Origin of the sequence: Amycolatopsis roodepoortensis, assembly GCF_014873915.1 — a bacterium.
GTDB lineage: Bacteria > Actinomycetota > Actinomycetes > Mycobacteriales > Pseudonocardiaceae > Amycolatopsis > Amycolatopsis roodepoortensis.
Window position 1 is genome coordinate 666,056 of sequence record NZ_JADBEJ010000008.1, and the last position, 22,319, is coordinate 688,374.

The window sequence follows — 22,319 nt, forward strand, 5'->3', positions numbered from 1 at the left end:
CTGCGCCGTGTTCAGGCGCCCAGGCGGTTGTAGATCCGGCTGGCCAGGGAGGCGGCCAGCTGGTTCAACGCGCTCCAGGGCTCGCTGAGCGCGAACCGGCCGAGCAGCTCGGCCACCGCGTAGGCCTCGGCTTCCGAGAGCAACGTCGCGCGCTCGTCTCCCATCCCCTGCTCGGCCAGGCGGGCGAGAGCTTCGGCGTACTCGTCCAGGTCACGCACCTCTGCCAGGCCGTACCGCTCGTCGAGCGAATCTCCCGCGAGGTCGTCACTCATGGCCCTGGGTGCTCCTTCTGCTGTCGTCCAACCGGCGCGCTACAGAAAATCTATGGTGGCTGAGGTAGACATTCAACGGCGGGTGTGTGTAATCTTCTCCTTGTACCGAGAAAGACAACGTCAAGCAGGCGCGGGAGATGACGTAACTACCCGCGAGATGTGAGATGAGCCGGTCAGGCGGACGCTTGGCCGGGAGCAAGATCTCAGGGCCGGGTTGTGAAGAAGGTTCGACCAGGTGGTACCGGCCCTGGCGGAAGTGCAGGAAGCGGGCGGAGCACGTGCGCCCGTGAAGAACACGTAGTTGTAGTCAGTGAATGCAGTTGCAGGACCGGTCAGGTGGCCGGAGCCGATCAGTGAACGGGGCTCCGGGCAGTGACCAGCGGCGTCAGCGTGCTGGGACCGATCAGTGGAAGGGTTCCCGCCGGTGTCGTCCGTAGCAGGTGAAGTAGCAGTACCCAGTAAGTGGAAAACACAGGAAAGAAGGGAACGGCAACATCATTGGATCGCCCGCAGCGGCAAGGTAGCGCCGCGCGGGTGCCGTAGTTCCATCGAGTTCGGAGGTGGTTCGCGGTCACGAATGAGCGATCCCCGCAAGGTCCGGCTTCCCAGCGGACGCGGGTGCACAAGGCCGGCGGTCACGTCGGTTGACAATGGTGAAACCCAACCCTGAGGACCCCGGGTGCCGTGCTGGCACCCGGGGTCCTTTGTGATGTGGAGGTGGAATGATCCCTGACCAAAACGGATCGGCCGACGGGGCCGACAAATTCGACGACGAGCACTACCCCGCGTACACGATGGGCCGGGCCGCCGACATGCTCGGCGCCACCCAAGGCTTCCTGCGCAGCCTCGACGAGGCCGGGCTGATCACCCCGCAGCGTTCCGCCGGCGGCCACCGCCGCTACTCCCGGCACCAGCTCCGCCTGGCCGCCCGGGTGCGGGAACTGGTCGATCAGGGCACCGCCGTCGAGGCCGCCTGCCGCATCGTCACCCTCGAAGACCAGCTCCACGAAGCCCAGCGCCTCAACGCCGAACTCCGCGCCGACGGCTGAAATCCCCGCCCTGTGAACGCCCTTGTCCGGATCGGGCAAGGGCGTTCGTGCGTGGATGTCGAGACGGCCGAGCCCGCTCCGACCCCCTTCCGGAAACACCGGAGCGAAGGAGGTCTCGCGATGAGCAAGGTGGTGCTGGATGTGTCGATGTCGCTGGACGGCTTCACCGCCGGGCCGGACGTCCGGGCCGAAGAGCCCATGGGCGACGGCGGCGAGCGGCTGCACGAATGGATGGCCGGGACGGGCCCCGACGCCCGCGTTTTCGAGGAGGTGAACGCGATGGTCGGGGCGACCGTCATCGGCAGACGCACTTTCGATCTCGGTCTGCGGCCGTGGGGCGGGACGCCGTGGCCCGGTGTCCCGAGTTTCGTGGTCACCCATCGGACCAGGGAAGACCTCCTCGGCGACAACGGCGGCACGTTCGCCTTCGACGGGTTGGAGCCCGCGGTCCGCCGTGCCAAGGACGCCGCGGGGGACAAGGACGTACTCGTGATGGGCGCCGACGTCGCCGGACAGCTGCTGGCCGCGGGCCTGCTCGACGAGGTCTACCTTCACCTCGCCCCCGTGGTGCTGGGCCGGGGGACCTCCGTGTTCTCCGGACATGTGGGCGAGCTCGTCCCCCAGGGCGAACCTGTCGCGGGCGTCGCCACCCACCGGCGTTATCGCGTCGTGGCTACCACGGGATGACGGCTCGGATGGCGGCCGAGATCGGTTCGAGGTCGGCGGCAAGGTTCTCGAGTTCGCTGGGGCTCAGGGCGTTGTAAGGCGCCTCCGCGAGCCGGTCGGTCATCGCCTCGACGCGCTCCTTCGTGGCCCGGCCCGAGTCGGTGAGCCGGTCGTCGGTGCCGATGAGGCCGCGATCGCGCATCCCGTCCACGACCGCGGCCAGCTGTGCGGCGGGGAGATGCCAGACCCGGCCGAACTCGTTCGCGGGGATGCCGACGGACAGGGCGTGGAGCACGTGGCACTCGGTCCCGCCGATACCTTCGGTCAGCAAAGCGGCGGTGTGGCCGTCGCCGCGGTGCTCACGCAACAGGGTGGCCGCGTGCCACAGCCGCGCCACGGGCTCCTGTGGTACCGGGAGCGTCCGGACGGCGGCGAAAAGGGCCCGTCCCTCGACGGGCGCGCTGGTCGCCGCTTTCAGCAGGAGTTCGCCGGCGCGCGTGACGCCGGGGTCGTCGGCGAGGTCACCGAGGATCCGCCGCATCCCCGCGACGCAGCCCCGTTCGCGGGCGGCCAGCGCCGCCTCGGGCGTGGTCAGCTCCCAGACCTTCGGGAGATGCCGGGCCACTTCGCCCGGGGCGAAGTTGTAGAAGATCGCGTGGATCACCTCGGCGGGCACCGACCGGCCGAACGGCGCGGCCCGCCCGGCGAAGTAGGCGTCCCACGGGTTGCGGAGGCCGAGCGCCATCAGGGCCTCGTCGGACTCGTCGGCGAAGTAGGGGATCAGGCCGATGGGCTCGACCAGGTCGTACATGCGGCGGGCGACGGATTCCGGGTGCGACATTCTCATCTCCTGGGGGGTCGTGGCGACCGTTCGACTACCCCACGAACGGCGCACCCGGAAATCGACATCGGGTTATTTCAGATGCCGGGCGATGAACCGGCCCGCCGAGTCTCCCTCGAAGTGCGGGACGCCGGTGTGCCCGCCCATGTTGGCGTGCAACGTCTTGTCCCGCGACCCGAAGGCGTCGAACAGATCGAGCGCCTGCTGCCGATCATTCCCCTCGTCGTCCCATTGCAGCAGGACCAGCAACGGGATGGTGACCTGCCGAGCCTCTTCGAGGATGCTGCGCGGCACGTAGCTCCCGGCGAACAGGACGGCGGCCGCGATACGTGGCTCGACCAGCGCCAGCCGGGTGGCGATGGCGATCACCCCGCCCGAGAACCCGACCGGGCCGCCGATTCCGGGCAGCGCGAGCAGGGCGTCCAGCGTGACCCGCCATTCCGGGACCGCCGTTTCGACCAGCGGGAGGACGAGCCGGTCGACGATGTCTTCGGTGACCGGCTCGCCGGCCTTCAGCACGCGCTGCAGGTCAGTGCGGGCTTCGTCGACCGCGGGGAACGGCGGCCGGTCACCGGCTCCGGGGAGTTCGATGGTGGCCGCGGCGTAGCCCGCCGCCGTGCAGGCCAGGGCCCTGGCCACGAGCCGCGGGTGCATCCTGCCGAGTCCGCCGGGGTGCCCCATCAGGATCAGCGGAGCCGGTGCGGCCGCGGGCTCGGGCGTCCACAGGATTCCGGGGATGTCGCCGAGGGTGAATTCGCGCTCGAGGGCGTCTTCGAGGCGTCGTTCGGAAGTGAAGTGCATGGTCGTGCCTTTCGGGAGTGCTCGTGAAACGGCGCTCCCGGACGACCTATCGCCCGACCGTGACCCCTGAGGGGAGCACCCATGTCGAAATGTCCACGGGTACCACCTCCTCGTTCGCTCGCACGGCCTCCGGCAAGTTAGCAGCGGCCGCGATCGCGCGCCAACGGTTTTACCCGAGTACCGAAAGCCCGTCCGCCACGACGACGCCGTCGTGCAGGACCGTGCGGTCCTTGCCGCGGTCCATCACCGCGCTCGTCGGGGTCTCGCCGTCGACCAGGACCAGGTCGGCGCGGTCGCCGACGGCCACCCCCGGCCGGTCTTCGATACCCGCCAGCCGCGGGACGTCGTGGCTCATGATCGACGCGCCGCCCATCGTCGCCACGGCCAGCGCCATCTCGATCAGGTCGTCGCGGCGGAAGCCGTTGGTGAAGGCCAGCTGCCAGGTGCGGTCGAGCAGGTCGCAGTTGCCGTACGGGCTCCAGTAGTCCCGCTGGCCGTCCTCGCCGAGGCCGACGCGCACGCCCGCGGTCGTGAGGTCCGCGAGCGACAGCTGTCCGTCGGTGGACGGCGCGACGGTCGCCATCGCGATGTCCAGCTCGGCGAACGTGTCGATCAGGCGACGGCTCACCGATTCCGAGATCGAACCCAGTTCGTACGCGTGCGACATGGTCACCTTGCCGCGCATGTCCAGCGCGCGGACCCGCTCGATCACCAGGTCGGTCGAGAACACGCCGAGGTGGCCGGGTTCGTGCAGGTGGATGTCGACCTCGACGCCGTACTTCTCGGCGAGCCCGAACACGACGTCGAGATGTCCCTTGGGGTCCTTGTCCAGCGAACACGGGTCGATCCCGCCGACGACCGTGGCACCCGAGCGCAGCGACGCCTCCAGCACGTCCACGGTGCCGGGCTCGCGCAGGATCCCGGCCTGCGGGAAAGCCATGATCTCGACGTCCGCGTGCTTGGCGAAGCGCTCCTTCGCGGCGAGGACGGCGTCGAGCTTTTCGAGCTTGCAGTCGACGTCCACCTGCGCGTACGTGCGCACGCGGGTGGTGCCGTTCGCGATCATGCGCTCCAGCGTCCCGGCGACGCGTTCGGGCAGCGGGACCTCGGCGTTCCGCCAGTTCTCGCGGTCGTTCAGCATCATCGCCCAGACCCCCGGCGCGCCGGTGTGCGGCCGGAACGGCAGCCCGATCCGCGTCGAGTCCAGGTGGACGTGCACGTCGCTGAACGACGGGAACAGCAGCCGCCCGCGCCCCTCGACCGTGTCCGGGGACGGCGTGGCGGCGGGATCGTGCGGCCGCACCGCGGTGATCCGGCCGTCGGCCACCTCGACGTCGCTGCGCTGTCCGCCCCAGGGGCGGACGTCACGGATCAACACGGGGACACCTTTCTCGCCGGACTCTCTTTGGTATACCAAATCCCGTGAGCGGCGGCAACGTCACTTGGTGTGCCGGTACGGGCGCGTGTGCCCGGTCTCCGCGTTGTGCTTGGTGATGTGGTCGATCCCCATCGCTTCGAGCCTCGGGTACTCGGTCACGTCGAACACGTTGTCCTCGCGGCGATGCGGGTAGACGTCGTGTCCCTTGCCCGGCCAGTAGGGGAAGACCACGTGCGTGTCCTTGTTGGAGTTCTTGGCGAACGTTTCGGAGACGTAGTCCCACTTCTCCTGGACGAGCGGTTTCCTCGGGTCGTTGGGATCGTTGATCCACCCGGGCATCTTGATGTTGTTGTCCTTGAGGGTTCCCTCGAGGGTGTTGCCGCCGTTCTGCTTCGCGATCTTGGTGGCCTTCTCCTCGACCGAGCCGAGGTACTCGTCCTCTTCGCCGCGTTTGCGCTTCTTGGTACCGCCGGACCAGAAGAAGTGCTTGTCCGCCTTCAGGATCTGGTCGAGCTTCGGCTTGAACTTCTCGAACTCCTCCTTCGACATCTTGTCGACGTCGATGGGAGGCTTCCGCGGGCTCCTTCGCAGCGGCTGGGGTTGCCCGCTGGGGCCGACCGGCTGAGGTCGCTGCTGGCTGCCCGGACCGCTCCGCCCGCAGGGCGGGACGAGGCCGAGCGGGTCCCCGATGAGCAGCGGCTGGTCGACGTAGCCGACGGGGTTCGGCGCGGCGGCGAGGCCGAGCGGGTCCTGGCTGAGGTAGCGCGACGTCCTGGGGTCGTAGTACCGGAAGACGTTGTAGTGCAGCCCGGTTTCCTCGTCGCGGTGCTGGCCGGGGAACGCCAGCGGCATCGACGCGGCGTCGGCGCCGGGCAGCGGCACACCCCAGAAACTGCTGCGGTCCTGCCAGACCAGCGTGCCGTGTTCGTCGAGCAGTTCGGTCGGCGTTCCCGCGGGCGACGTGATCACGGCGCGGAACACGGCGTCCTCGAGGGCGCCCGTGCGCTCGATCTGCACGACGGGGCGGTCGTCGTCGTAGCGTTCCCAGGTCAGGAGCCGGTAGGACTCGTCGGCGGGGTCGTAATCCATCCGCTCGACCACGGTCATCCCGCTCCACAGGAAGCGGACGTCGTGCGTGAGCTCGGCCGCGCCGTCCTGGTCGATCAGCCAGCGGCGTTTGGCGAATCGCCGCCCGAGCGGGTCGTAGTGATAGGTCCAGAACGCGCCGTCGGGGGTGCGAACGGAGCGCAGCCGGTCGAGGTGGTCCCACTCGTAGACGCAGGACTGGTCGGCGACGACCCGGCCCCGCTCGTCGCCGCTGTAGACGTCCTCGCCGATGACGATGGTCCCCGCGGCGTCGTGGGTGAACCGTTCGACCCCGGCGGGTCCGCGTGCCTCGCTGACCCGGCCCGCGGTGTCGAAGGTGAGCCGCCAGGGCCGGATCGCGTCGTCGACGGCGGCGAGCCTGCCGTCCGGCCGGTAGCCGTAGACGCGTTGCCCGACGCCCGAGATGTGCTCTTCGGCGAGCCGGTCTTCCGCGTCGAACCGCCGCCGGAGCACCACGGTGCCGTCGACAGCGCGCGTGATCTCCCGTCCGGCGTCGTCGTAACCGAACTCGACTTCGTGGCCGGCGATCCGCAGCGACCGCGGCAGCCCCTCACCGGTGAACCGCCACTCACTGTCCACACCGGACGATGTGCGGCGGACGAGCACGTCGCCGTCGTGGCGCCAGCACACCCCGAGCCCGTTGATCGTGTCGACGACGACCCGGTCCCCGTCGTCGTGGACCATCTCGACCCGCGATTCGGTGTTCTCGGCGACGGTCATCCGGCCGAGCGCGTCGTACTCGTACCGCGTGACGTCGTCCGGAGTGCGCCTGGCCACGACGTTGCCCCCGACGTCGTAGTCGTACTCGGTCGCGTCACCCGTACTGCTGGTCATGCGCAGCAGTTGCCCCGCCGCGTCGTAGGCGTAGCCGATCCGGCGACCCTCGTAGTCGATCTCCTCGACGAGCCTGCCCGCGGCGTCGCGGACATAGCGCCAGGTGTGGCCGTTCGGGTTGGTCACCGAGGTGAGCCGCAGCTCGCCGTCGTAGGTGAACAGCGTGCGCGCGCCCGCGGCGTCGGTCTCTTCCAGGACGAGGCCGAACGGGCCGTACTTGCGGCGCCGCGCGGCACCCGCCGCGTCGCGGTGCTCGACGACGTGACCTTCGGCGTCGTGCACCCACGTCTCGCGGCCGCCGTCGGGGCCGAGCCGCCAGGCACGGCGTCCATCGGCCGTCCAGCCGAGTCTCGCCGCGCCGCCGGAGGCCGTGTACGTGAGGCGGGGGCGGCCGAACAGGTCGCGGTCGCCGGGACGGTCCGTCACCGGCGCGTCGGTCAGCGGATCGGGCGCGTCCGGGATCTCGACCGGCATCCCGGTGCCGACCAGCGTGGTGGCCGGGTCGAACGCGGGGACCGTCCGCCGGACGTCTCCCGCCGACAGCCGGATCTCGCCGTCGGCGTGCGTCACCAGCACCGTCGAGCCGCCGGGCCGGTGGACGGCGACCACTTCGCCGTCTTCGTCGTACTCGTAGCCGGTCTCCCGGCCGAGTTCGTCCACTGTGGACAGGAGCTCGTCGCGCCGGTTCCACGCGTACCGCTGGGAGTTGCCGAGCGGGTCGACGCGTTCGACCAGTTGCCGGGCGTCGTTGAGGCGATACGTCCACGTGTGGCCCGTGGCGTCGGTGTGCCGCGTCGTGCCGGGTTCGTAGGCGAACGTCGCGTTGTAGTAGCCGCTAGCCCCGACGGCGCGGACACAGCGGCCGGCGTCGTCGTAGACGTAGCGGTACCAAGTGCCCGTGCGGTCCTTCCAGCCGACGAGCCGGTGACTGAAGTCGTAGTCGAGGGTCATGGGGCGGCCGGCGTAGTCCGCGACGGTGCTCAGCTGGCCGAGCCGGTTGTACGAGAAGCGCACGAGCGGCGGTTGTCCTGGCGCGCCTAGCGCGACGATCCGCCCGTTCGCGGTGCCGATCGCGAGTTCGACGCCGTCGTCACGGCGGAGCCGCGCGGGCGTTCCGTCGGGCGCGTAGGCGAATTCGGTGCGGGCGCCGTTCTGTTCGATGGCCGTGAGCGGAAGGACCCGGCCCGCGCCGGCGAAGAGCAGTTCGCGATCGCCCATCGACAGCCGGTAGCCGTCCGCCGCGCGGCGCAGCCGGTGCCTCGGGCCCTGCATCGGCAGGACGGGGACAGTCGCCGGGACCGGATAGGTCAGCACCATGCCGTCTTCGGCGTAGAACAGGACGCGGTCGCTCGCGACCACCAACCGCTGGTCCATTGTGGACGTCCAAGATGGACCGAACCAGCGGCCGGCGGTGTAGGACGACAGATGCGTCCGGGAGAGTTCGAGTTCGGCCACGTCGCCGGGCAGCGTCACGTCGACCTGCTTCATGACGACCTCGCCCGTCGCGACGTCGACGGGGTCACCGCAGTAGTTCTTGGAATCCGACGACGTCGAGCGGTCGCCGTTGCCGTCCTTCTTGGTGGTGTCGGTGCTGCCGCCCCGGTCGCGCGTGCCACCGCCGCCGCCAGTGCCGCTGGTGTTCGTCTGGTCGTTGTCGCTCTTGGTGTTGGTGCTCTTGTCGTTGGCGGGGCCGTCGTTGCCGCCGCCCGGTTTGCCGTTGCCGTCGGCGCTGGAGCTGCTGGTGCCCTCGTCGATCCCGCGGTCGTTGCCGCCCTTGGGCTTGGGCGGCGGCGGCGCGTCCACCTTGCCGCTTTGCAGCTTGCGCAGGGCCTTGGCGGCGTCGTCGAAGAGCGTGTCGGCCTTCTTGAGCAGCGGCATCAGGCCCTTGAGCGCCTTGACGAGCTTGGTGGTGAGGTCGGCGATCTTCGCGGCGGTCTTGGCGACCGCGGTCACCACCTGCGGTACCACCCAGGTCAGGCCGATGCCGAGGGTGAAAAGTACCTGCAGCGCCCAGCTGATCAGGTGACCGACGAGTTCGGCGATGATGTCGCGGACCAGGGTGCGGACGGCGGCGACGACCTCGCCCGCGGTCTTGACCCCGCTGGACGCGCCCTCGCAGCCCTTCTGCGCGGCGGTGAGCACGGTGACCGTGTCCTGTGACCGTTCGCGGTAGCGGTCCGCGGCGTCGCCCGCCCACGTCTGCAGGTCGGCCTTGACCAGGTCGGTCAGATCCGTGCCGATGGCACCGAGTTCCTTCGCGATGTTGGACCAGGTCTCGGCCTGCGCCTTGATCTGATCGGCGTCGCCGGTCAGGGCGTCGAGCGCGTCGGAGAGCGGGCCGACGTGTTCGAGCAGCCAGCCGACACCCGCGGCGAGGATCGAACCGAAGGGGTCCATGGCCATCGACAGCGCGTCGAGAGCCGTCCCGACGGCACCCATCGCGACCGCGGCCCAGTCGCCCTTCTCGATGCCTTCCTTGAGGTCGATCGCGGATTCCAGCAACGGGACACCGGAGTGCGCCTTGGTGGAGTCCTGGCGCTCAGCGACCAGCGGATTCGCCATGTATGCCGTCTTTCCTGCCTCGGGATCCTCACCGACTGGGCAACCGATTTCTACCATCGCCGAGCCGCGGTCCCCCTGCGCGGAAAGGATCTTTGCCCACCCGCCGTGAGGACGACCCGTACGGGCAGGGTCTTGCAAGTTCTGCTATGTGGAAGTTAACCTCCGCAGATTGAAATTGCCCGGCATCGCTCGCTTCTATCGAGAGGCGGATCCATGGTGAAGAGGACGCGGGCCGAAGCGGCCGCGAGCGGCAGGCCCGAGGACGAACGGCTCGGGATCGGCAAGAGTTTCACTTACGGCGTCCAGCACGTCCTGACGATGTACGGCGGGATCATCGCGCCGCCGCTGATCATCGGCGGTGCCGCGGGCGTCTCGACGGCCGAGATCGGGTTGCTCGTCGCGTCGTGCCTGTTCATCGGCGGTCTGGCGACGATCCTGCAGTCGTTCGGCATCCCCTTCTTCGGCTCCCGGTTACCGCTGGTCCAGGGCACCTCCTTCGCGGGGGTGGCGACGATGACCGCGATCGTGGCCGACGGCGGCCTGCCGGCCGTGTTCGGCTCGGTGATCGCGTCCGCGGTGCTCGGCCTGCTCATCACGCCGGTGTTCTCCCGGCTGGTGAAGTACTTCCCGCCGGTGGTCACCGGGACGGTGATCACGGTGATCGGGCTCAGCCTGATGCCGGTCGCGGCCCAGTGGGCGATGGGCAACAACGCCAAGTCGCCGGAGTTCGGCTCGGTCTCCAACATCGGCCTGGCCGCGATGACGCTGGCGATCGTGCTGCTGCTCAGCAAGGTCGCCGTCCCGGCCATCTCGCGGCTTTCGATCCTCCTGTCGATCGTGGTCGGCACCGTACTGGCCGCCGTGCTGGGCAAGGCCGACTTCTCGCAGGTCTGGGACGGTCCGATCTTCGCGGTACCGACCCCGTTCGGCTTCGGCGCGCCGACCTTCGACGTCGCCGCGATCGTGTCGATGTTCATCGTCGTGCTGGTGACCCTCACCGAGACCACCGCCGACATGCTCGCGGTGGGGGAGATCGTCGGGACGAAGGTCGGCAAACGCCGGATCGGCGACGGGCTGCGCGCCGACATGGCGTCGTCGGCGGTCGCGCCGGTCTTCAACGGGTTCATGCAGAGCGCGTTCGCCCAGAACGTCGGGCTGGTCGCGATCACCGGGGTCCGGAGCCGGTTCGTGGTGACCGCCGGCGGAGTGATTCTGCTGGTACTGGGCATGCTCCCGGTGCTCGGCCGCGTCGTCGCCGCGATCCCGTACCCGGTGCTGGGCGGCGCCGGGCTCGTGCTGTTCGGCACGGTCGCGGCGTCCGGTATCAAGACGCTGTCCAAAGTGGACTACAACGGGAACATGAACCTGGTGATCGTCGCCGCGTCGGTCGGGCTGGGGATGGTCCCGATCGCGGCGCCGGAGTTCTACCACCACTTCCCGGCGTGGGTCGGCACGATCTTCCACTCGGGGATCAGCTCGGCCGCGCTCATGGCCGTCGTGCTGAACCTGCTGTTCAACCACCTGAAACCGGCCAAGGCGGGCAGCGACCCGTCGGTGTTCGCGACCGCGACCAGGGTGATCGACTACTCCGACCTCAGGGCCTTCTCGCGGCTCAAGGACGGCGACAGGATCGTCGACGGCAAGATCGTGGACGCCGAGGGCAAGCCGGTCCAGGTGTGTGACGAAGAGGGCAAGCCGGTGCCTTACCGGATCGGGTCCGAGCCGGAGGGGCACTGACGCGGCGGGGCGCCGCGTCGATCACTCGGTCGGATGAAAGCTCAGCGGGTCCCGGCGGCGTCCGCCAGGCTCGCCACGGGGGCGTCCAGGACGCCGGAAATCGGCGGTCCACCCCCTCCGGGTGACCCGCCGAGGGTGACCTTGACCTGGCGATCTGTACGAATTTGAGACGGCGACGTGTGTTACCGGGCAAGACCTGCGAGAATGGTCCACGAGATCGGGGCATCGAATGAGCTCAGACTCGCTATGAAGAGCAGGTAGAAAAAGTATGGCTCAGGGCAGCGTTAAGTGGTTCAACGGCGAAAAGGGCTTCGGCTTCATCGCTCAGGACGACGGCGGACCGGACGTTTTCGTGCACTACTCGGAGATCCAGGGCAGCGGCTTCAAGTCCCTGGACGAAGGGCAGCGCGTCGAGTTCGAGATCGGCCAAGGTCAGAAGGGCCCGCAGGCCCAGCGCGTCGTCGCCATCTGACTTTCTTCACGCCGAAGGCCTCCATCCGTACCGGGTGGGGGCCTTCGGGCGTTTCGGGACCCGATATCGTCGTTGCATGCTTGTGATCGTTCGTGAGCACCCGTGCGGCCGGACGCGGTGAGCCGCTCCGCCCTGGAGCCCGAGCAGGTCGGGCGGAAGGTGCGGTTGCGCGAGGTCGGGCTGGGGGACCGCCGGGTCCTGATGGGCTTCGACCGTGACATGGCCCGCGAGGCGACGCCGCTGATCGGCGGCGGGCACCGCCACTGGGCCTCACACCGCTCGGGGTCCTCCGGCGACGACATCCACTTCGGCATCGAGACGGTCCGCGGCCGGATGCTGGTGGGTTCGGTCTGCACCATCGGCGCCGACCCGGTGACCGGCCGGTTCGGCTACGGCATCGGGATCGCCCCGCGCCACCAGCGCTGCGGATACGCCACGGACGCCATCACCGTCCTCCTGGCCCACATGTTCGGGCAGCGCGGCTTCCGCAAATGCGAGGTCACCGTGTACGGCGGCAATGTGGCGTCCCTGTCGCTGCACGGCGGTCTCGGTTTCCGCGAGGAAGGCAGGCTGCGGGACACCGAGGTGGTGCGCGGCGAGATCAAGTACCTCGTGCGGATGGGCATCACCGCCGAAGAATTCGCCGCTCGCCCCGTGGACAGCCTCGCCGACCTCGGCAGGCGTGGCCAGCACCGGCGGCCCCGGCGCGGCAAGCACTGGCGCACGCCCGCCGCGATCAGCGGTTGATCATCCCGGATTCGTAGGCGAAGACGACGGCCTGGACGCGGTCGCGGAGGCCGAGTTTCGTGAGGATGCGGCCGACGTGGGTCTTCACCGTCCCCGGCGAGAGGAACAGCAGTTCGGCGATCTCGGCGTTGGACAGGCCGCGCGCCAGCTGCTGGAGCACCTCTTGTTCGCGGCCGGTGAGCAGGGCGAGCCGGTCGTCCGCCGGCGGCACGGGCAGGCCGGTGACGACCCGGTCGAGCAGCCGCCGGGTGACGGTGGGCGCGAGGGTCGCCTCGCCCGCGGCGACCACCCGGACACCGGCGAGCAGATCCGGCGCCAGCGCGTCCTTGAGCAGGAAGCCGCTGGCCCCCGCCTGGAGCGCGGCGTAGACGTATTCGTCGAGGTCGAACGTGGTCAGCACCAGGACGCGGGCACGATGCGCCGCAGCGATCGCCGCGGTGGCCTCGACGCCGTCCATCTCGGGCATCCGGATGTCCATGAGCACGACGTCGGGATCGAGGTCCGCCACCAGCGCGACGGCCTCCGCGCCGTCGCCCGCCTCGCCGACGACCTCGATGTCGTCCGCGTTGTCCAGGATCATCCGCAGTCCGGTGCGCACGAGCGCCTGGTCGTCGGCGATGACCACCCGGATCGTCATGACGGCAGGGTCGCGCGGACGGCGAAGCCGCGCTCCGGCCGCGGTCCCGCGTCGAAGGTGCCGCCCAGTACGTTCACCCGTTCCCGCATCCCTTCGAGGCCGTGCCCGGTGCCGGACGCCGGTTCCGCCGCGACACCGTCGTCGGTCACCTCGATCTCCAGCGTTCCGGGGCCATAGCGCATCACGATAGTCACCGACGCGGCCGGACCGGCGTGTTTCAGCACGTTCGTCAGCGCCTCCTGCACGATCCGGTAGGCCGCCAGGTCCACTGTGGACGGAAGGGGCCGGGGTTCCCCTTCGACGCGGAACTCGACCGGCGTGCCCGCCGACCGGATGTCGGCGGCCAGCCGAGGCAGGCGCTCCGCGCCGGGCCGGGGTTCCCACTCCGGCTCGTCCTGGCCGAGCGCGCCGAGCAGCCGCCGGATCTCGCTCAACGCGGTGCGCCCGGTGTCGACGATGGCGTCCAGCGCCTCCCGCGACCGTTCGGGTCGCCGGTCCAGCTCCGCTTGGGCACCTTGGGCCTGCAGGACCACCACGGAAAGCGCGTGCGCGACGACGTCGTGCAGTTCGCGGCTGATGCGGCCGCGTTCGGCGGCCACGGCCAGCGCGGCCTGGGTGTCGCGTTCGCGTTCGAGGTCGGCGGCCCGCTGCTCCAGCACCGACAGGCGGATCCGGCGCTGCCGCGTGTTCAGCCCGGCGAGCCACGCCACGCCGAGCGACAGGCCGATGGCCGGAAAACCGCCCCAGTCCTGCACCTGGTGGTCGTCGGCGTCGGTGGCGACCGGGGCCAGCCGATCGATGACGATGATCCGCGGCGGCATCGGGACGGGGGTCCGCGTGTTCGCTTCCGAGGCGTAGAACGACCACGCCCCGGCGACGAGCAACCCCGCGGCCAGCAAACCGGCGGAACGCCGTCGCGACCCCCAGGCCGCGACGGAGAAGAGACCGATCAGCGCCACGACGTCGACCGGTTTGAGGTCGTTGCCCATGGCCAGATGCAGGAGCGAGGCCGTGCCCCCGGCCGCGAAGGTGATCGTGGGATTCCGGTGCCGGACGAGCAGGGAAGCCAAGGCCACCAAGGAGACCAGCCACCACTCGAAGCCCTCCGGATCGTCCGCCGAGACCACAGTGGACAGTCCGATGAGGATGGTCAGGCCGCGGTCGACGGCTCTCGGGTGATTCCTGAGGAAGGCCAGCACCAGCCGAGCGTAATCGGAGGAACAGGCGGCGCGAATCCCTCTCGCGGCAGACCCCGGGATACGACCTGCGGCAGACGCGCGAATACGGCGGCGGGCTCCAGCCTGGTCGCAGGAAGATCCTCGACAGAAACGGAAACCTCATGAGAAGGCTTCTCGTCGCGCTGGCCGCCCTCGCCGGCATGGTGTCCCTGGCGAGCCCCGCCACCGCGGCCCCACGCTTGACGCTGCCGCCGCCGACCGGCTCGTATCCCGTCGGCTCCACCGACCTCCACCTCGTCGACCGCTCGCGCCAGGACCCTTGGGTGCCGTCCGGGCCGCGCGAGCTGATGGTGTCGATGTTCTATCCCGCGCTGGCACCGATCGGCCCGAAACGGCCTTACCTCACCTTGGCCGAGGCCAAGGCGTTCCTGACCGAATCGGGCCTCCCCGACATCGACCCCGCACTGGTCGCCGGGACCCGCACCAGCGCCAGGGTCGACGCCCCGCCCCGGCCGGGGAAGCGCGCGCTCGTCGTCCTGTCGCCGGGATTCGGCAAACCGCGCACGACGCTCACCGGGCTCGCGGAAGAGCTGGCGAGCAAGGGGTTCGTCGTCGCGCTGATCGGCCACAACTACGAGTCCCACGGCACCGCCTTCCCCGACGGGCGCGTCACCGAATGCGCCGCGTGCGGGTCCGAATCGACACTGCTCCCGCCGATCCGCTCCGCGGACGCCTCGTTCGTCCTCGACACGCTGACCAGGCCTTCGTCGCGCTGGTCCCACCTGATCGACCGGGCGCGCATCGGGATGGCGGGGCATTCCATCGGCGGATACAGCACGCCGACCGCGATGATCGACGACTCGCGGATCCGCGCGGGCGCCGACCTGGACGGCAGGCTGTGGTCGCCGATCCCCGCGTCCGGGATCGACCGGCCGTTCCTGCTGCTCGGCCGCGAAAGCGAGTACACCCCGGCCGGCCCGGACACGACGTGGGCGGGGAGCTGGCCGAACCTCACCGGCTGGAAGCGCTGGATCAGCGTCGCGGCGGCCGGGCACGCGTCCTTCACCGACGTCGGTGTCCTCGGTGAACAGCTCGGGCTCGGCAAGCCCGAGCTGCTCGGCGGCGAGCGCGGAATGGCGCTGACCAGGGCGTACGTGTCCGCGTTCTTCGACAAGAACCTGCGCGGCGGGCATCAGCCGCTGCTGGACGGGCCGGTGCCGGGCAACCCCGAGATCAAGTTCTGGAACTAGGCGAGGACGGTCCCGGTGAGGTCGCCGGAGAGCTTCCAGAGCCGCGCGGCCTCGCCGGGATCGATCGCGTACGGGCGTACGCCGACCCACTCGCCCTCGTCGGGGGCGAGCTCGGCGACGTCGCAGTCCTCGCAGTAGAGCCCGCCCATCCCGTCGAGCATCGGTGACGTCGCCGCCCAGACCTGGGTGGCCGCGCCCTGCTCCGGCGTTTTGAAGTCCGGGTCGGCCTGATTCCCGTGCTCGTCGATCCAGCCGCGTTCGACCATCTCCTCCGGCCGCAGATGCCGCTGCAGGGGAGTGAGAATCGCGCCCGGATGCAGGCTGAACGCGCGGATCCCGTGTTCGGCGCCGAGGGTGTCCAGCCACACCGCGAACAGCGCGTTGGCCGTCTTGGCCTGGCCGTACGCGAGCCAGCGGTCGTAGCCGCGTTCGAACTGGACGTCGTCCCAGCGCATCGGCGAGGAATGATGACCGGAGGAGGACACCGAGACGACGCGGGCACCGCCTGCCGCCTTCAGCGCGGGCCAGAGCCTGCTCACCAGGGCGTGGTGGCCGAGGTGGCAGATCGCGAAATGCGATTCCCAGCCGGGTCCGACCCGCCGCTCCGGCGCGGCCATGATCCCGGCGTTCGCGATCAGCAGGTCGACCGGCCGGCCGGTGGCGAGGAACCGGCGAGCGAAGGCCTCGACGCTCGCCAGATCGGCGAGGTCGAGCTCGTCGACCTCGGTGCCGGAGATCCCGGCGAGCGCCGCCTCGGCGTCGGCCGGGCGGCGAGCGGGGACGACCACGTGCGCGCCCGCGTTTGCCAGTGCGCGCGTGGTTTCCAGGCCCAGCCCCGAATAGCCGCCGGTGACGAGGGCGAGCTTGCCGGAGAGGTCGATTCCGTCCAGTACTTCGGCGGCGGTGCTGCGCGCGCCGAAACCGGAGCCGATCTTGTGTTGTGCGTTGGTCATGGGGCGGACGCTAGGAGCTAGAGGGCGCTCTAGGTCAACAGGCTATCGTCGCTGTGGTGACGGAACTCGCGATCGGCCAGGTCACCGCCCGGACGGGCCTCAGCGTGCACGCGCTTCGCTTCTACGAGAAGGAAGGGCTGCTCGCGGCGCCGGTGAAACGGGACGCGGGCGGCCGCCGCGTGTACACCGAGCAGGACGTCGATTGGCTGGTGAACTGCACGAAGTTCCGGGCGTCCGGGATGCCGCTCGCCACCATCCGCGAATTCGCCGGACTCGTCCGGCAGGGGCCGGGAAACGAGGAAAAGCGGCTGGAGCTGCTGCGGGAACACCAGAAGACCGTGCGGAACCGGATCGCCGAACTGGCCGATTGCCTGGAGCTGATCAGCCGGAAGGTCGAGATCTACGAGGAGCATGTCGCGCGGGGGACGGCGGACGGGCTCTGGCGCTAGCCGTCACGTTTCGCGCGGCGATCTCGTCACAGGGACATGACCACGAAACTCGCCAGGTTCACGGACCAGAAGACGGTTCTGCTGAAGACTTTCAAGCGGGACGGGACGCCCATCGGGACACCGGTCAACATCGCCGTCGAAGGGGATCACGCGTACATCCGTACGTATGACGCGGCGTGGAAGGCCAAGCGCTTGCGGAACGATCCGCGGATCGAGATCGCCCCGTCGACGTTTCGCGGCACTCCGACCGGGGAGCCGGTGCGCGGACGTGCCCGTCTGCTCGAAGGTGAAGAGGCCCGGCACGCGGCCGCCCTCCTGGCCGGGAAGCATCGGCTCCTGCACGGCTTCTTCGTCCCGCTCGTACACCGGCTGAAGAAGTACAAGACGCTCCATTACGAGGTCCGGCTCGATTAGAGTCCACAATGGACAGACATTGCCACCCGATCGGTGCAACGTTTCGCCTGGCGATGGGCGTGAGCGGCCCTTAAGCTTTGCCGCTTGTGACCTGCGAGGTGAGACGATGAGGTCCTTCGGTGCGGTGGATCCGATCAAGCTCGCGCTCGCCGGGCTCACCACGATGGCCCTCGGGATGGCGGCGGCGCTCAACGCCGACGCGTTGCCGGTCATCGGTGGCGGCACCACCTATTCCGCCGAATTCTCCGACGCGGGCGGGCTGCGGGCGGACAACGACGTCCGGATCGCCGGGGTGAAGGTCGGCAAGGTGTCCGAGATCGACCTCGAAGGTGACCGCGTGCTCGTGTCGTTCCGGGTGAAGGACGCCTGGGTCGGTGACGCCACGAGCGCGTCCATTCGGATCAAGAACGTGCTGGGGCAGAAGTACTTGGCGCTCGATCCGCACGGCGAAGCGGTCCTCGATCCCGGAGATCCCATTCCGCTGCGGCGGACCACCGCGCCGTATGACGTTCTTGAAGCGTTTCGGGATTTGTCGAAAACCGTCGACGCCATCGATGTCGGCCAGCTCGCGAAAAGCTTCGACACAATTTCGGCGACCTTCGCCGATACGCCCGCCGACGTCCGCTCGGCGCTGGACGGGATCTCGAAACTGTCCGGCACCATCGCCTCCCGCGACCGGCAGCTCCGGACGCTGCTCGCGAACACCCGGCAGGTGTCGCAGACCCTCGTCGACCGCGACACCGAGGTCCAGCGGCTGATCCAGGACGGCAACGCGCTGCTGCGCGCGATCTCCACCCGGCAGCAGGCCATCAAGGATCTGCTCGACGGATCGAAACGGCTCGCGACCGCGCTCGACGGCATCATCGCCGACAACGACGGCCAGCTCGGGCCGGTCCTCGAACAACTCGACCGGCTGACGTCGATGCTCCAGCGCAACCAGGATTCGCTGGCGAAGGGGATCGCCGCGTTCGCCCCGGCGATCCGGGTGCTCACCAACGTCGCGGGCAACGGACGCTGGATCGACGGCTACCTGTGCGGTCTGGTGCTGCCCACCTTCGGGCCGCTCAACGAAAAGGGCTGCTTCGACTCGTGATGGAAGGCGTATCTCGCGTGATTGGAGCCGTAACTCGCGTGATCAGAGGCGGAACACACGAGTTACGCCTTCAATCACGCGAGATACGCCTCTGATCACGCGAGTTGCGTGTCAGGGCTTCGTCCGCCGCAACCAGTACAACCCGATCACCGGAAGCACCAACGGGATGAAGAGGTATCCCTGGCCGTAGACCGACCACACGGTGGCGTGCGGGAAGGCCTCGCGGTCGAAGAGGCTGAAGGTGCCGATGGTCAGCACGCCGACCAGTTCGACGGCGCAGGCGACCAGTGCGATCCGCCACCAGCCCGCGCCGCGGCGGGCCAGCGCGACGGTGGCCAGGAGATAGACGAGGGCCGCGAACGCGGAGAGGGCGTAGGCCAGCGGCGCTTCGTGGAACTTGGTGCTGATCTGCACGGCGGCGCGTGAGGTCGCCGCCAGCGCGAAGATCGCGTACACGGCGACCAGGATCCGTCCCGGCCCGGAAGCCTTGTCCACCGTCTTCTCCTCGGTTTTCTCACGCACTGGCGCCCGCCCAGACCTCGTGCAGCCGCAGCACCATCACCGGGATCGCGAGACAGGCGATGCCGAGGATCACGGTGCTCGACCGGGTGCGCTCGGCCAGCGCCCAGACCGTCCCGAGCGGGAGTACGACGAGGCAGCCGATCAGGTAGGCGAGATAGGTGGCCATGCTGCCGGGGTTGCCGCCGCCGATCAGCAGCACGACCCCGATCACGAGCTGGGCCACCAGCAGGACCTCGACCACGGCGAGGCCGGCGAGCAGCGCGTTGTCCGGCAGTTTCTTACGCGCGGCCTGGACGAAACTCCACGCCGCGACCAGCGTCGCGCAGATCGCGACGGTCACCGCGAAGCCTGTGATCACGTCGGCCTCCTTACCTGCTCCACCGGCGACAACGTACCTCCGGGCGGATCACCGCCGGCGGGCGACCGGCAGGGTGCGTGGCGGGCGCCACGCACCGGCGCACTGGTCCAGACCTCGGGTGAATAGATCACGAAGCGCGTTCGGTTGGCGCTCTGTCAATTCGGTCGCGCGTTTTTGTGTTGGCCACCTGGACCAGGGATTACCTCGCCGGTTCGTTCCTGTTACACACCGACCGGGTGGTTGAAATACGAGTTGATCTCACGCTGGGTACCCCTACCATTCGGTAGATTTCGAATTCACGTCCCTGAACAGCCCATCCGAACCCCCGATATGGCGGATTGGCCGTTCGGGGTCCGGCGGGTGGAATATTCTCCATCGCGATGGTGCACATGGCCCATCCGATTGGTGCCAAGGAGGGGGCGCTCGATGGACGTCCGGTACGAAGCGTATTGCTTCGCCGATCCACTGTTCTTCGATGAGCAGCGGGAAACCGGGGACGCCGCCGACGATTTCGCCTCCCTGCTGCCGGCACCCGAGGCGGGCTGGCGCACCGGAGTGCGCGGAGTGTGGCGGCTGTTGCATCCGGTTGCTCGAAACCTTCCCTTGCAGGGCTGGAAAATCCACGTTTCCGCAGGTTTGGGCAACGCCGAGCGGGTGCTCGTGAAGGTGCACGAGCATTGTGTCGAGCACGACGTGTCCTACAAGCATCTCCGGTCGCGGAGCACCCTGCTGGCAAGGAATTCGAAATACGCTCCGCGTGACGGAAGCGGTAAGTTACTGACTCTTTATCCGGCTGACAACAACGAGCTCGAGCGCGTTCTCGCCGAGTTGTCGGCGAAGCTCGACGGTGAGCCGGGGGCTTACATTCTCAGTGATCTTCGGTATGGTGCCGGGCCGCTCTACGTCCGCTACGGCGGATTCGCCGAGCAATGGGTCGAACTCGACGGCAAGCGGGTCCTCGCGGTGCGCAAGCCGGACGGGACGCTGGTCCCGGACAAACGCGAGCCGACCTTCTCCGTCCCCGACTGGGTGACGATTCCGGAGTTCCTCGCGCCTCATCTCGCGGCTCGCAAGAGCGGCGGCGCGGATCAGTTCCCCTATCAGGTGAAGAGCTCGCTGCACTTCTCCAACGGCGGCGGCGTGTACCTCGCCGACCGGAAGACCGACGGCGAACGGGTGGTCCTCAAGGAGGCGCGGCCGTTCGCCGGCCTGGACCGCGACGAGGTCGACGCCGTCGAACGTCTCCGCCGCGAGCACGAGGTGCTGGAGCGGTTGAAGGGCATCGACGGCATCCCCGCCACCTACGACCGCTTCACCGTCTGGGAGCACCACTTCCTGGCGATGGAGTTCATGCCCGGCGTCTCGCTCGGCAACTGGCTCGCCCGCAATTACCCGCTCACCAGGCGCGACACCACCGAGGCCGACATCGCCGCGTACACCGAACGCGCGCTGGCGCTGGTCCGGCGGGTGGAGGCGATGGTCGGTGAGGTGCACGGCCGCGGGATCGTCTTCGGCGACCTGCACTCGCTGAACATCCTGGTCGACGAAGACACCGAAGACACCGACACGGTCTCGCTGATCGACTTCGAGATGGCGGCCGACGTCGAAAGCGGCAAACGGCCCGCCCTCGGCGCGCCCGGCTTCCGCGCCCCGCGGGACCGGAACGGCTTCGAGGTCGACCAGTACGCGCTCGCCGTCCTGAAACTGTGGATCTTCCTGCCGCTCACCACGCTCCTCGAACTCGCCCCGGCGAAGCTGCGCGGGCTCGCGGACTTCGTCCAGCAGCGCTTCGACGTCCCGGAGGGTTACGCCGACTCGATCGTCGCCGAGCTCGCGCCCAGGGACGTGCCGCCGCTGACGAGCGCGACCGAGCTGGACCAGGACAAGCCGGACTGGGCGCTGGTGCGCAAGCAGATCACCGAGGCGATCCTCGCCAGCGCGACCCCCGAGCGCACCGACCGGCTCTTCCCCGGCGACATCGAGCAGTTCCGCGTCGGCGGAGCGTGCTTCGGCTACGGCGCGGCCGGCGTCCTCTACGCACTGAAAGCGACCAGCGGCGAGCGTCACCGGGAGCACGAGCGCTGGCTGCTGGACTCGATCCGCCGCGAACCCCCGGGACGTCCGGGTTTCTACGACGGCTCGTACGGGATCGCGTACGTCCTCGAAGAACTCGGATACCGGGACGAGGCCACCAAGCTGCTGTCGGCGTCGGCGACGCTGGTCGAGCAGACCACCGACCACGGCCTGGAAGGCGGCCTGTCCGGGATCGGGCTCACCCAGCTGCACTTCGCGGTGTCCCGCAAGGACAACGAGTTCGGCAGGCAGGCGCTCGCCACCGCCGTCCGGCTCGCCGAAGCGCTCGAAACCGCCGCCCCTCCCGGAGACTTCGGCAGGGCCGGGCTGCTCAACGGCTGGTCCGGCCCGGCGCTGCTGTTCGTGCGGCTGTTCGAGCGCACCCGCGAAGAGGGCTGGTTGTCCTTCGCGGACCAGGCGCTGGAGCGGGACATCGAGGAGTGCGTCGAGTCCGACGACGGCTCGCTGCAGGTCCGCGACGGCGAGACCCGGACGTTGCCCTACGTGGGTGTCGGCAGCGCCGGGATCCTCATGGTCGCCGAGGAGCTGGCGAAGCACCGTCCCGACGCGAAGGCGCTGAAGAGCCTTCCCGGCCTGCGTGAAGCGTGCCGCGGCGAGTTCGTCATCCACCCTGGTCTGCTGTTCGGCCGAGGGGGGCTGATGACCGCGCTGGCCATGGGCGCCGAACCGGACCAGCGGGTCCGCGACGCCATCGACCTGCATCTTTCCCGGCTCGCCTGGTACGCGGTGCCGTACAAGGGCGGCCTGGCGTTCCCCGGCAACCAGCTGCTGCGGCTGTCGATGGACGTCGTCACCGGCGGCGCGGGCGTCCTGCTCGCACTGGCCACCACCCTGGACGGGAAGGCCGCGCTGCCCTTCCTGTCCTCCCGAACTGCTGTCCAGTGAGGGCAGCGGACCAAGAGATA

20 protein-coding genes are annotated in these 22,319 nt (G+C 69.2%); 10 read left to right on the plus strand and 10 right to left on the minus strand.

Features of this window, described 5'->3' with window-relative positions:
* Positions 1-11 precede the first annotated feature (11 nt).
* Entirely contained in the window at positions 12-272 is a 261-nt protein-coding gene (locus H4W30_RS40880; protein ID WP_192747611.1) for a hypothetical protein, read from the minus strand.
* A 722-nt stretch (positions 273-994) separates the two neighbouring features.
* On the opposite strand from H4W30_RS40880, the gene H4W30_RS40885 reads away from it, so the two are divergent.
* Positions 995-1,321 carry a MerR family transcriptional regulator gene (locus tag H4W30_RS40885; RefSeq protein WP_192747612.1) on the plus strand — a complete coding sequence of 109 codons (327 nt, stop codon included), beginning with the start codon at positions 995-997 and terminating at the stop codon, positions 1,319-1,321.
* Positions 1,322-1,441: 120 nt separating this feature from the next.
* The gene (locus H4W30_RS40890; protein WP_192747613.1) at positions 1,442-2,008 is read left to right on the plus strand and encodes a dihydrofolate reductase family protein; all 567 of its coding nucleotides are present in this window, start codon (positions 1,442-1,444) and stop codon (positions 2,006-2,008) included.
* On the opposite strand, the gene H4W30_RS40895 is transcribed toward H4W30_RS40890, so the two are convergent.
* The 4 genes from H4W30_RS40895 to H4W30_RS40910 form a co-directional block, all read right to left on the minus strand.
* Positions 1,995-2,828 (minus strand): SCO6745 family protein, encoded by an 834-nt coding sequence (locus H4W30_RS40895; protein ID WP_225950820.1) that lies wholly within the window; start codon positions 2,826-2,828, stop codon positions 1,995-1,997. The genes H4W30_RS40890 and H4W30_RS40895 overlap by 14 nt on opposite strands.
* A 72-nt stretch (positions 2,829-2,900) precedes the next feature.
* A complete protein-coding gene (locus H4W30_RS40900; RefSeq protein ID WP_192747614.1) occupies positions 2,901-3,629 on the minus strand; it encodes a dienelactone hydrolase family protein in 729 nt (242 codons plus the stop codon).
* Between the two features lie 169 nt (positions 3,630-3,798).
* A complete protein-coding gene (locus H4W30_RS40905; protein ID WP_192747615.1) occupies positions 3,799-5,007 on the minus strand; it encodes an amidohydrolase family protein in 1,209 nt (402 codons plus the stop codon).
* Between the two features lie 60 nt (positions 5,008-5,067).
* Positions 5,068-9,510, minus strand: a complete 4,443-nt coding sequence (locus H4W30_RS40910; protein WP_192747616.1) for a DUF6531 domain-containing protein — start codon at positions 9,508-9,510, stop codon at positions 5,068-5,070.
* A 213-nt stretch (positions 9,511-9,723) separates the two neighbouring features.
* Between H4W30_RS40910 and H4W30_RS40915 the strand changes: the two genes are divergently transcribed.
* The 3 genes from H4W30_RS40915 to H4W30_RS40925 all read left to right on the plus strand — a co-directional run bounded on the left by H4W30_RS40915 (position 9,724) and on the right by H4W30_RS40925 (position 12,466).
* Positions 9,724-11,247 carry a nucleobase:cation symporter-2 family protein gene (locus H4W30_RS40915; protein ID WP_192747617.1) on the plus strand — a complete coding sequence of 508 codons (1,524 nt, stop codon included), beginning with the start codon at positions 9,724-9,726 and terminating at the stop codon, positions 11,245-11,247.
* A gap of 268 nt (positions 11,248-11,515) precedes the next feature.
* Complete coding sequence (locus H4W30_RS40920; protein ID WP_005149851.1) at positions 11,516-11,719, plus strand: cold-shock protein; 204 nt, start codon at positions 11,516-11,518, stop codon at positions 11,717-11,719.
* 102 nt (positions 11,720-11,821) lie between these two features.
* The gene (locus tag H4W30_RS40925; RefSeq protein ID WP_192747618.1) at positions 11,822-12,466 is read left to right on the plus strand and encodes a GNAT family N-acetyltransferase; all 645 of its coding nucleotides are present in this window, start codon (positions 11,822-11,824) and stop codon (positions 12,464-12,466) included.
* Here H4W30_RS40925 and H4W30_RS40930 read toward each other — a convergent pair.
* A complete protein-coding gene (locus H4W30_RS40930) occupies positions 12,456-13,103 on the minus strand; it encodes a response regulator (protein ID WP_192747619.1) in 648 nt (215 codons plus the stop codon). The two genes, H4W30_RS40925 and H4W30_RS40930, sit on opposite strands and share 11 nt — an antisense overlap.
* Positions 13,100-14,302, minus strand: coding sequence for a sensor histidine kinase (locus tag H4W30_RS40935; RefSeq protein WP_192747620.1), 1,203 nt, complete (start codon positions 14,300-14,302; stop codon positions 13,100-13,102). Before H4W30_RS40935 ends, H4W30_RS40930 begins: the two co-directional genes overlap by 4 nt.
* A gap of 140 nt (positions 14,303-14,442) precedes the next feature.
* Here H4W30_RS40935 and H4W30_RS40940 point away from each other — a divergent pair, with 140 nt between their 5' ends.
* Positions 14,443-15,531, plus strand: a complete 1,089-nt coding sequence (locus tag H4W30_RS40940; RefSeq protein WP_192747621.1) for an alpha/beta hydrolase family protein — start codon at positions 14,443-14,445, stop codon at positions 15,529-15,531.
* Here the strand turns inward: H4W30_RS40940 and H4W30_RS40945 are convergent.
* Complete coding sequence (locus tag H4W30_RS40945; protein ID WP_192747622.1) at positions 15,528-16,484, minus strand: SDR family NAD(P)-dependent oxidoreductase; 957 nt, start codon at positions 16,482-16,484, stop codon at positions 15,528-15,530. The genes H4W30_RS40940 and H4W30_RS40945 overlap by 4 nt on opposite strands.
* A 56-nt stretch (positions 16,485-16,540) precedes the next feature.
* On the opposite strand from H4W30_RS40945, the gene H4W30_RS40950 reads away from it, so the two are divergent.
* The 3 genes from H4W30_RS40950 (at position 16,541) to H4W30_RS40960 (ending at position 18,440) form a co-directional block, all read left to right on the plus strand.
* A complete protein-coding gene (locus tag H4W30_RS40950) occupies positions 16,541-16,933 on the plus strand; it encodes a MerR family transcriptional regulator (protein ID WP_126732320.1) in 393 nt (130 codons plus the stop codon).
* A gap of 36 nt (positions 16,934-16,969) precedes the next feature.
* Positions 16,970-17,347: a PPOX class F420-dependent oxidoreductase gene (locus tag H4W30_RS40955; RefSeq protein WP_192747623.1), complete on the plus strand. Its 378-nt coding sequence runs from the start codon at positions 16,970-16,972 to the stop codon at positions 17,345-17,347.
* Positions 17,348-17,453: 106 nt separating this feature from the next.
* Positions 17,454-18,440, plus strand: coding sequence for an MCE family protein (locus H4W30_RS40960; RefSeq protein ID WP_192747624.1), 987 nt, complete (start codon positions 17,454-17,456; stop codon positions 18,438-18,440).
* 111 nt (positions 18,441-18,551) lie between these two features.
* Here the strand turns inward: H4W30_RS40960 and H4W30_RS40965 are convergent, their stop codons facing one another.
* On the minus strand, positions 18,552-18,962 hold the full coding sequence (locus H4W30_RS40965) for a hypothetical protein (RefSeq protein ID WP_192747625.1): 411 nt from the start codon (positions 18,960-18,962) through the stop codon (positions 18,552-18,554).
* Positions 18,955-19,320 carry a hypothetical protein gene (locus H4W30_RS40970; protein WP_192747626.1) on the minus strand — a complete coding sequence of 122 codons (366 nt, stop codon included), beginning with the start codon at positions 19,318-19,320 and terminating at the stop codon, positions 18,955-18,957. The genes H4W30_RS40965 and H4W30_RS40970 overlap by 8 nt, the downstream gene beginning before the upstream one ends.
* Before the next feature lie 426 nt (positions 19,321-19,746).
* Between H4W30_RS40970 and lanKC the strand changes: the two genes are divergently transcribed.
* A complete protein-coding gene (gene lanKC, locus H4W30_RS40975; protein ID WP_192747627.1) occupies positions 19,747-22,299 on the plus strand; it encodes a class III lanthionine synthetase LanKC in 2,553 nt (850 codons plus the stop codon).
* Positions 22,300-22,319: the final 20 nt, after the last annotated feature.

Coding starts and splice junctions, on each gene's coding strand:
- H4W30_RS40895 (WP_225950820.1), bottom strand. CDS start 2,828: ATGTCGCACCCGGAATCCGTCGCCCGCCGCATGTACGACCTGGTCGAG.
- lanKC (WP_192747627.1), top strand. CDS start 19,747: ATGGACGTCCGGTACGAAGCGTATTGCTTCGCCGATCCACTGTTCTTC.
- H4W30_RS40920 (WP_005149851.1), top strand. CDS start 11,516: ATGGCTCAGGGCAGCGTTAAGTGGTTCAACGGCGAAAAGGGCTTCGGC.
- H4W30_RS40910 (WP_192747616.1), bottom strand. CDS start 9,510: ATGGCGAATCCGCTGGTCGCTGAGCGCCAGGACTCCACCAAGGCGCAC.
- H4W30_RS40880 (WP_192747611.1), bottom strand. CDS start 272: ATGAGTGACGACCTCGCGGGAGATTCGCTCGACGAGCGGTACGGCCTG.
- H4W30_RS40955 (WP_192747623.1), top strand. CDS start 16,970: ATGACCACGAAACTCGCCAGGTTCACGGACCAGAAGACGGTTCTGCTG.
- H4W30_RS40930 (WP_192747619.1), bottom strand. CDS start 13,103: ATGACGATCCGGGTGGTCATCGCCGACGACCAGGCGCTCGTGCGCACC.
- H4W30_RS40960 (WP_192747624.1), top strand. CDS start 17,454: ATGAGGTCCTTCGGTGCGGTGGATCCGATCAAGCTCGCGCTCGCCGGG.
- H4W30_RS40940 (WP_192747621.1), top strand. CDS start 14,443: ATGAGAAGGCTTCTCGTCGCGCTGGCCGCCCTCGCCGGCATGGTGTCC.
- H4W30_RS40945 (WP_192747622.1), bottom strand. CDS start 16,484: ATGACCAACGCACAACACAAGATCGGCTCCGGTTTCGGCGCGCGCAGC.
- H4W30_RS40915 (WP_192747617.1), top strand. CDS start 9,724: ATGGTGAAGAGGACGCGGGCCGAAGCGGCCGCGAGCGGCAGGCCCGAG.
- H4W30_RS40900 (WP_192747614.1), bottom strand. CDS start 3,629: ATGCACTTCACTTCCGAACGACGCCTCGAAGACGCCCTCGAGCGCGAA.
- H4W30_RS40885 (WP_192747612.1), top strand. CDS start 995: ATGATCCCTGACCAAAACGGATCGGCCGACGGGGCCGACAAATTCGAC.
- H4W30_RS40890 (WP_192747613.1), top strand. CDS start 1,442: ATGAGCAAGGTGGTGCTGGATGTGTCGATGTCGCTGGACGGCTTCACC.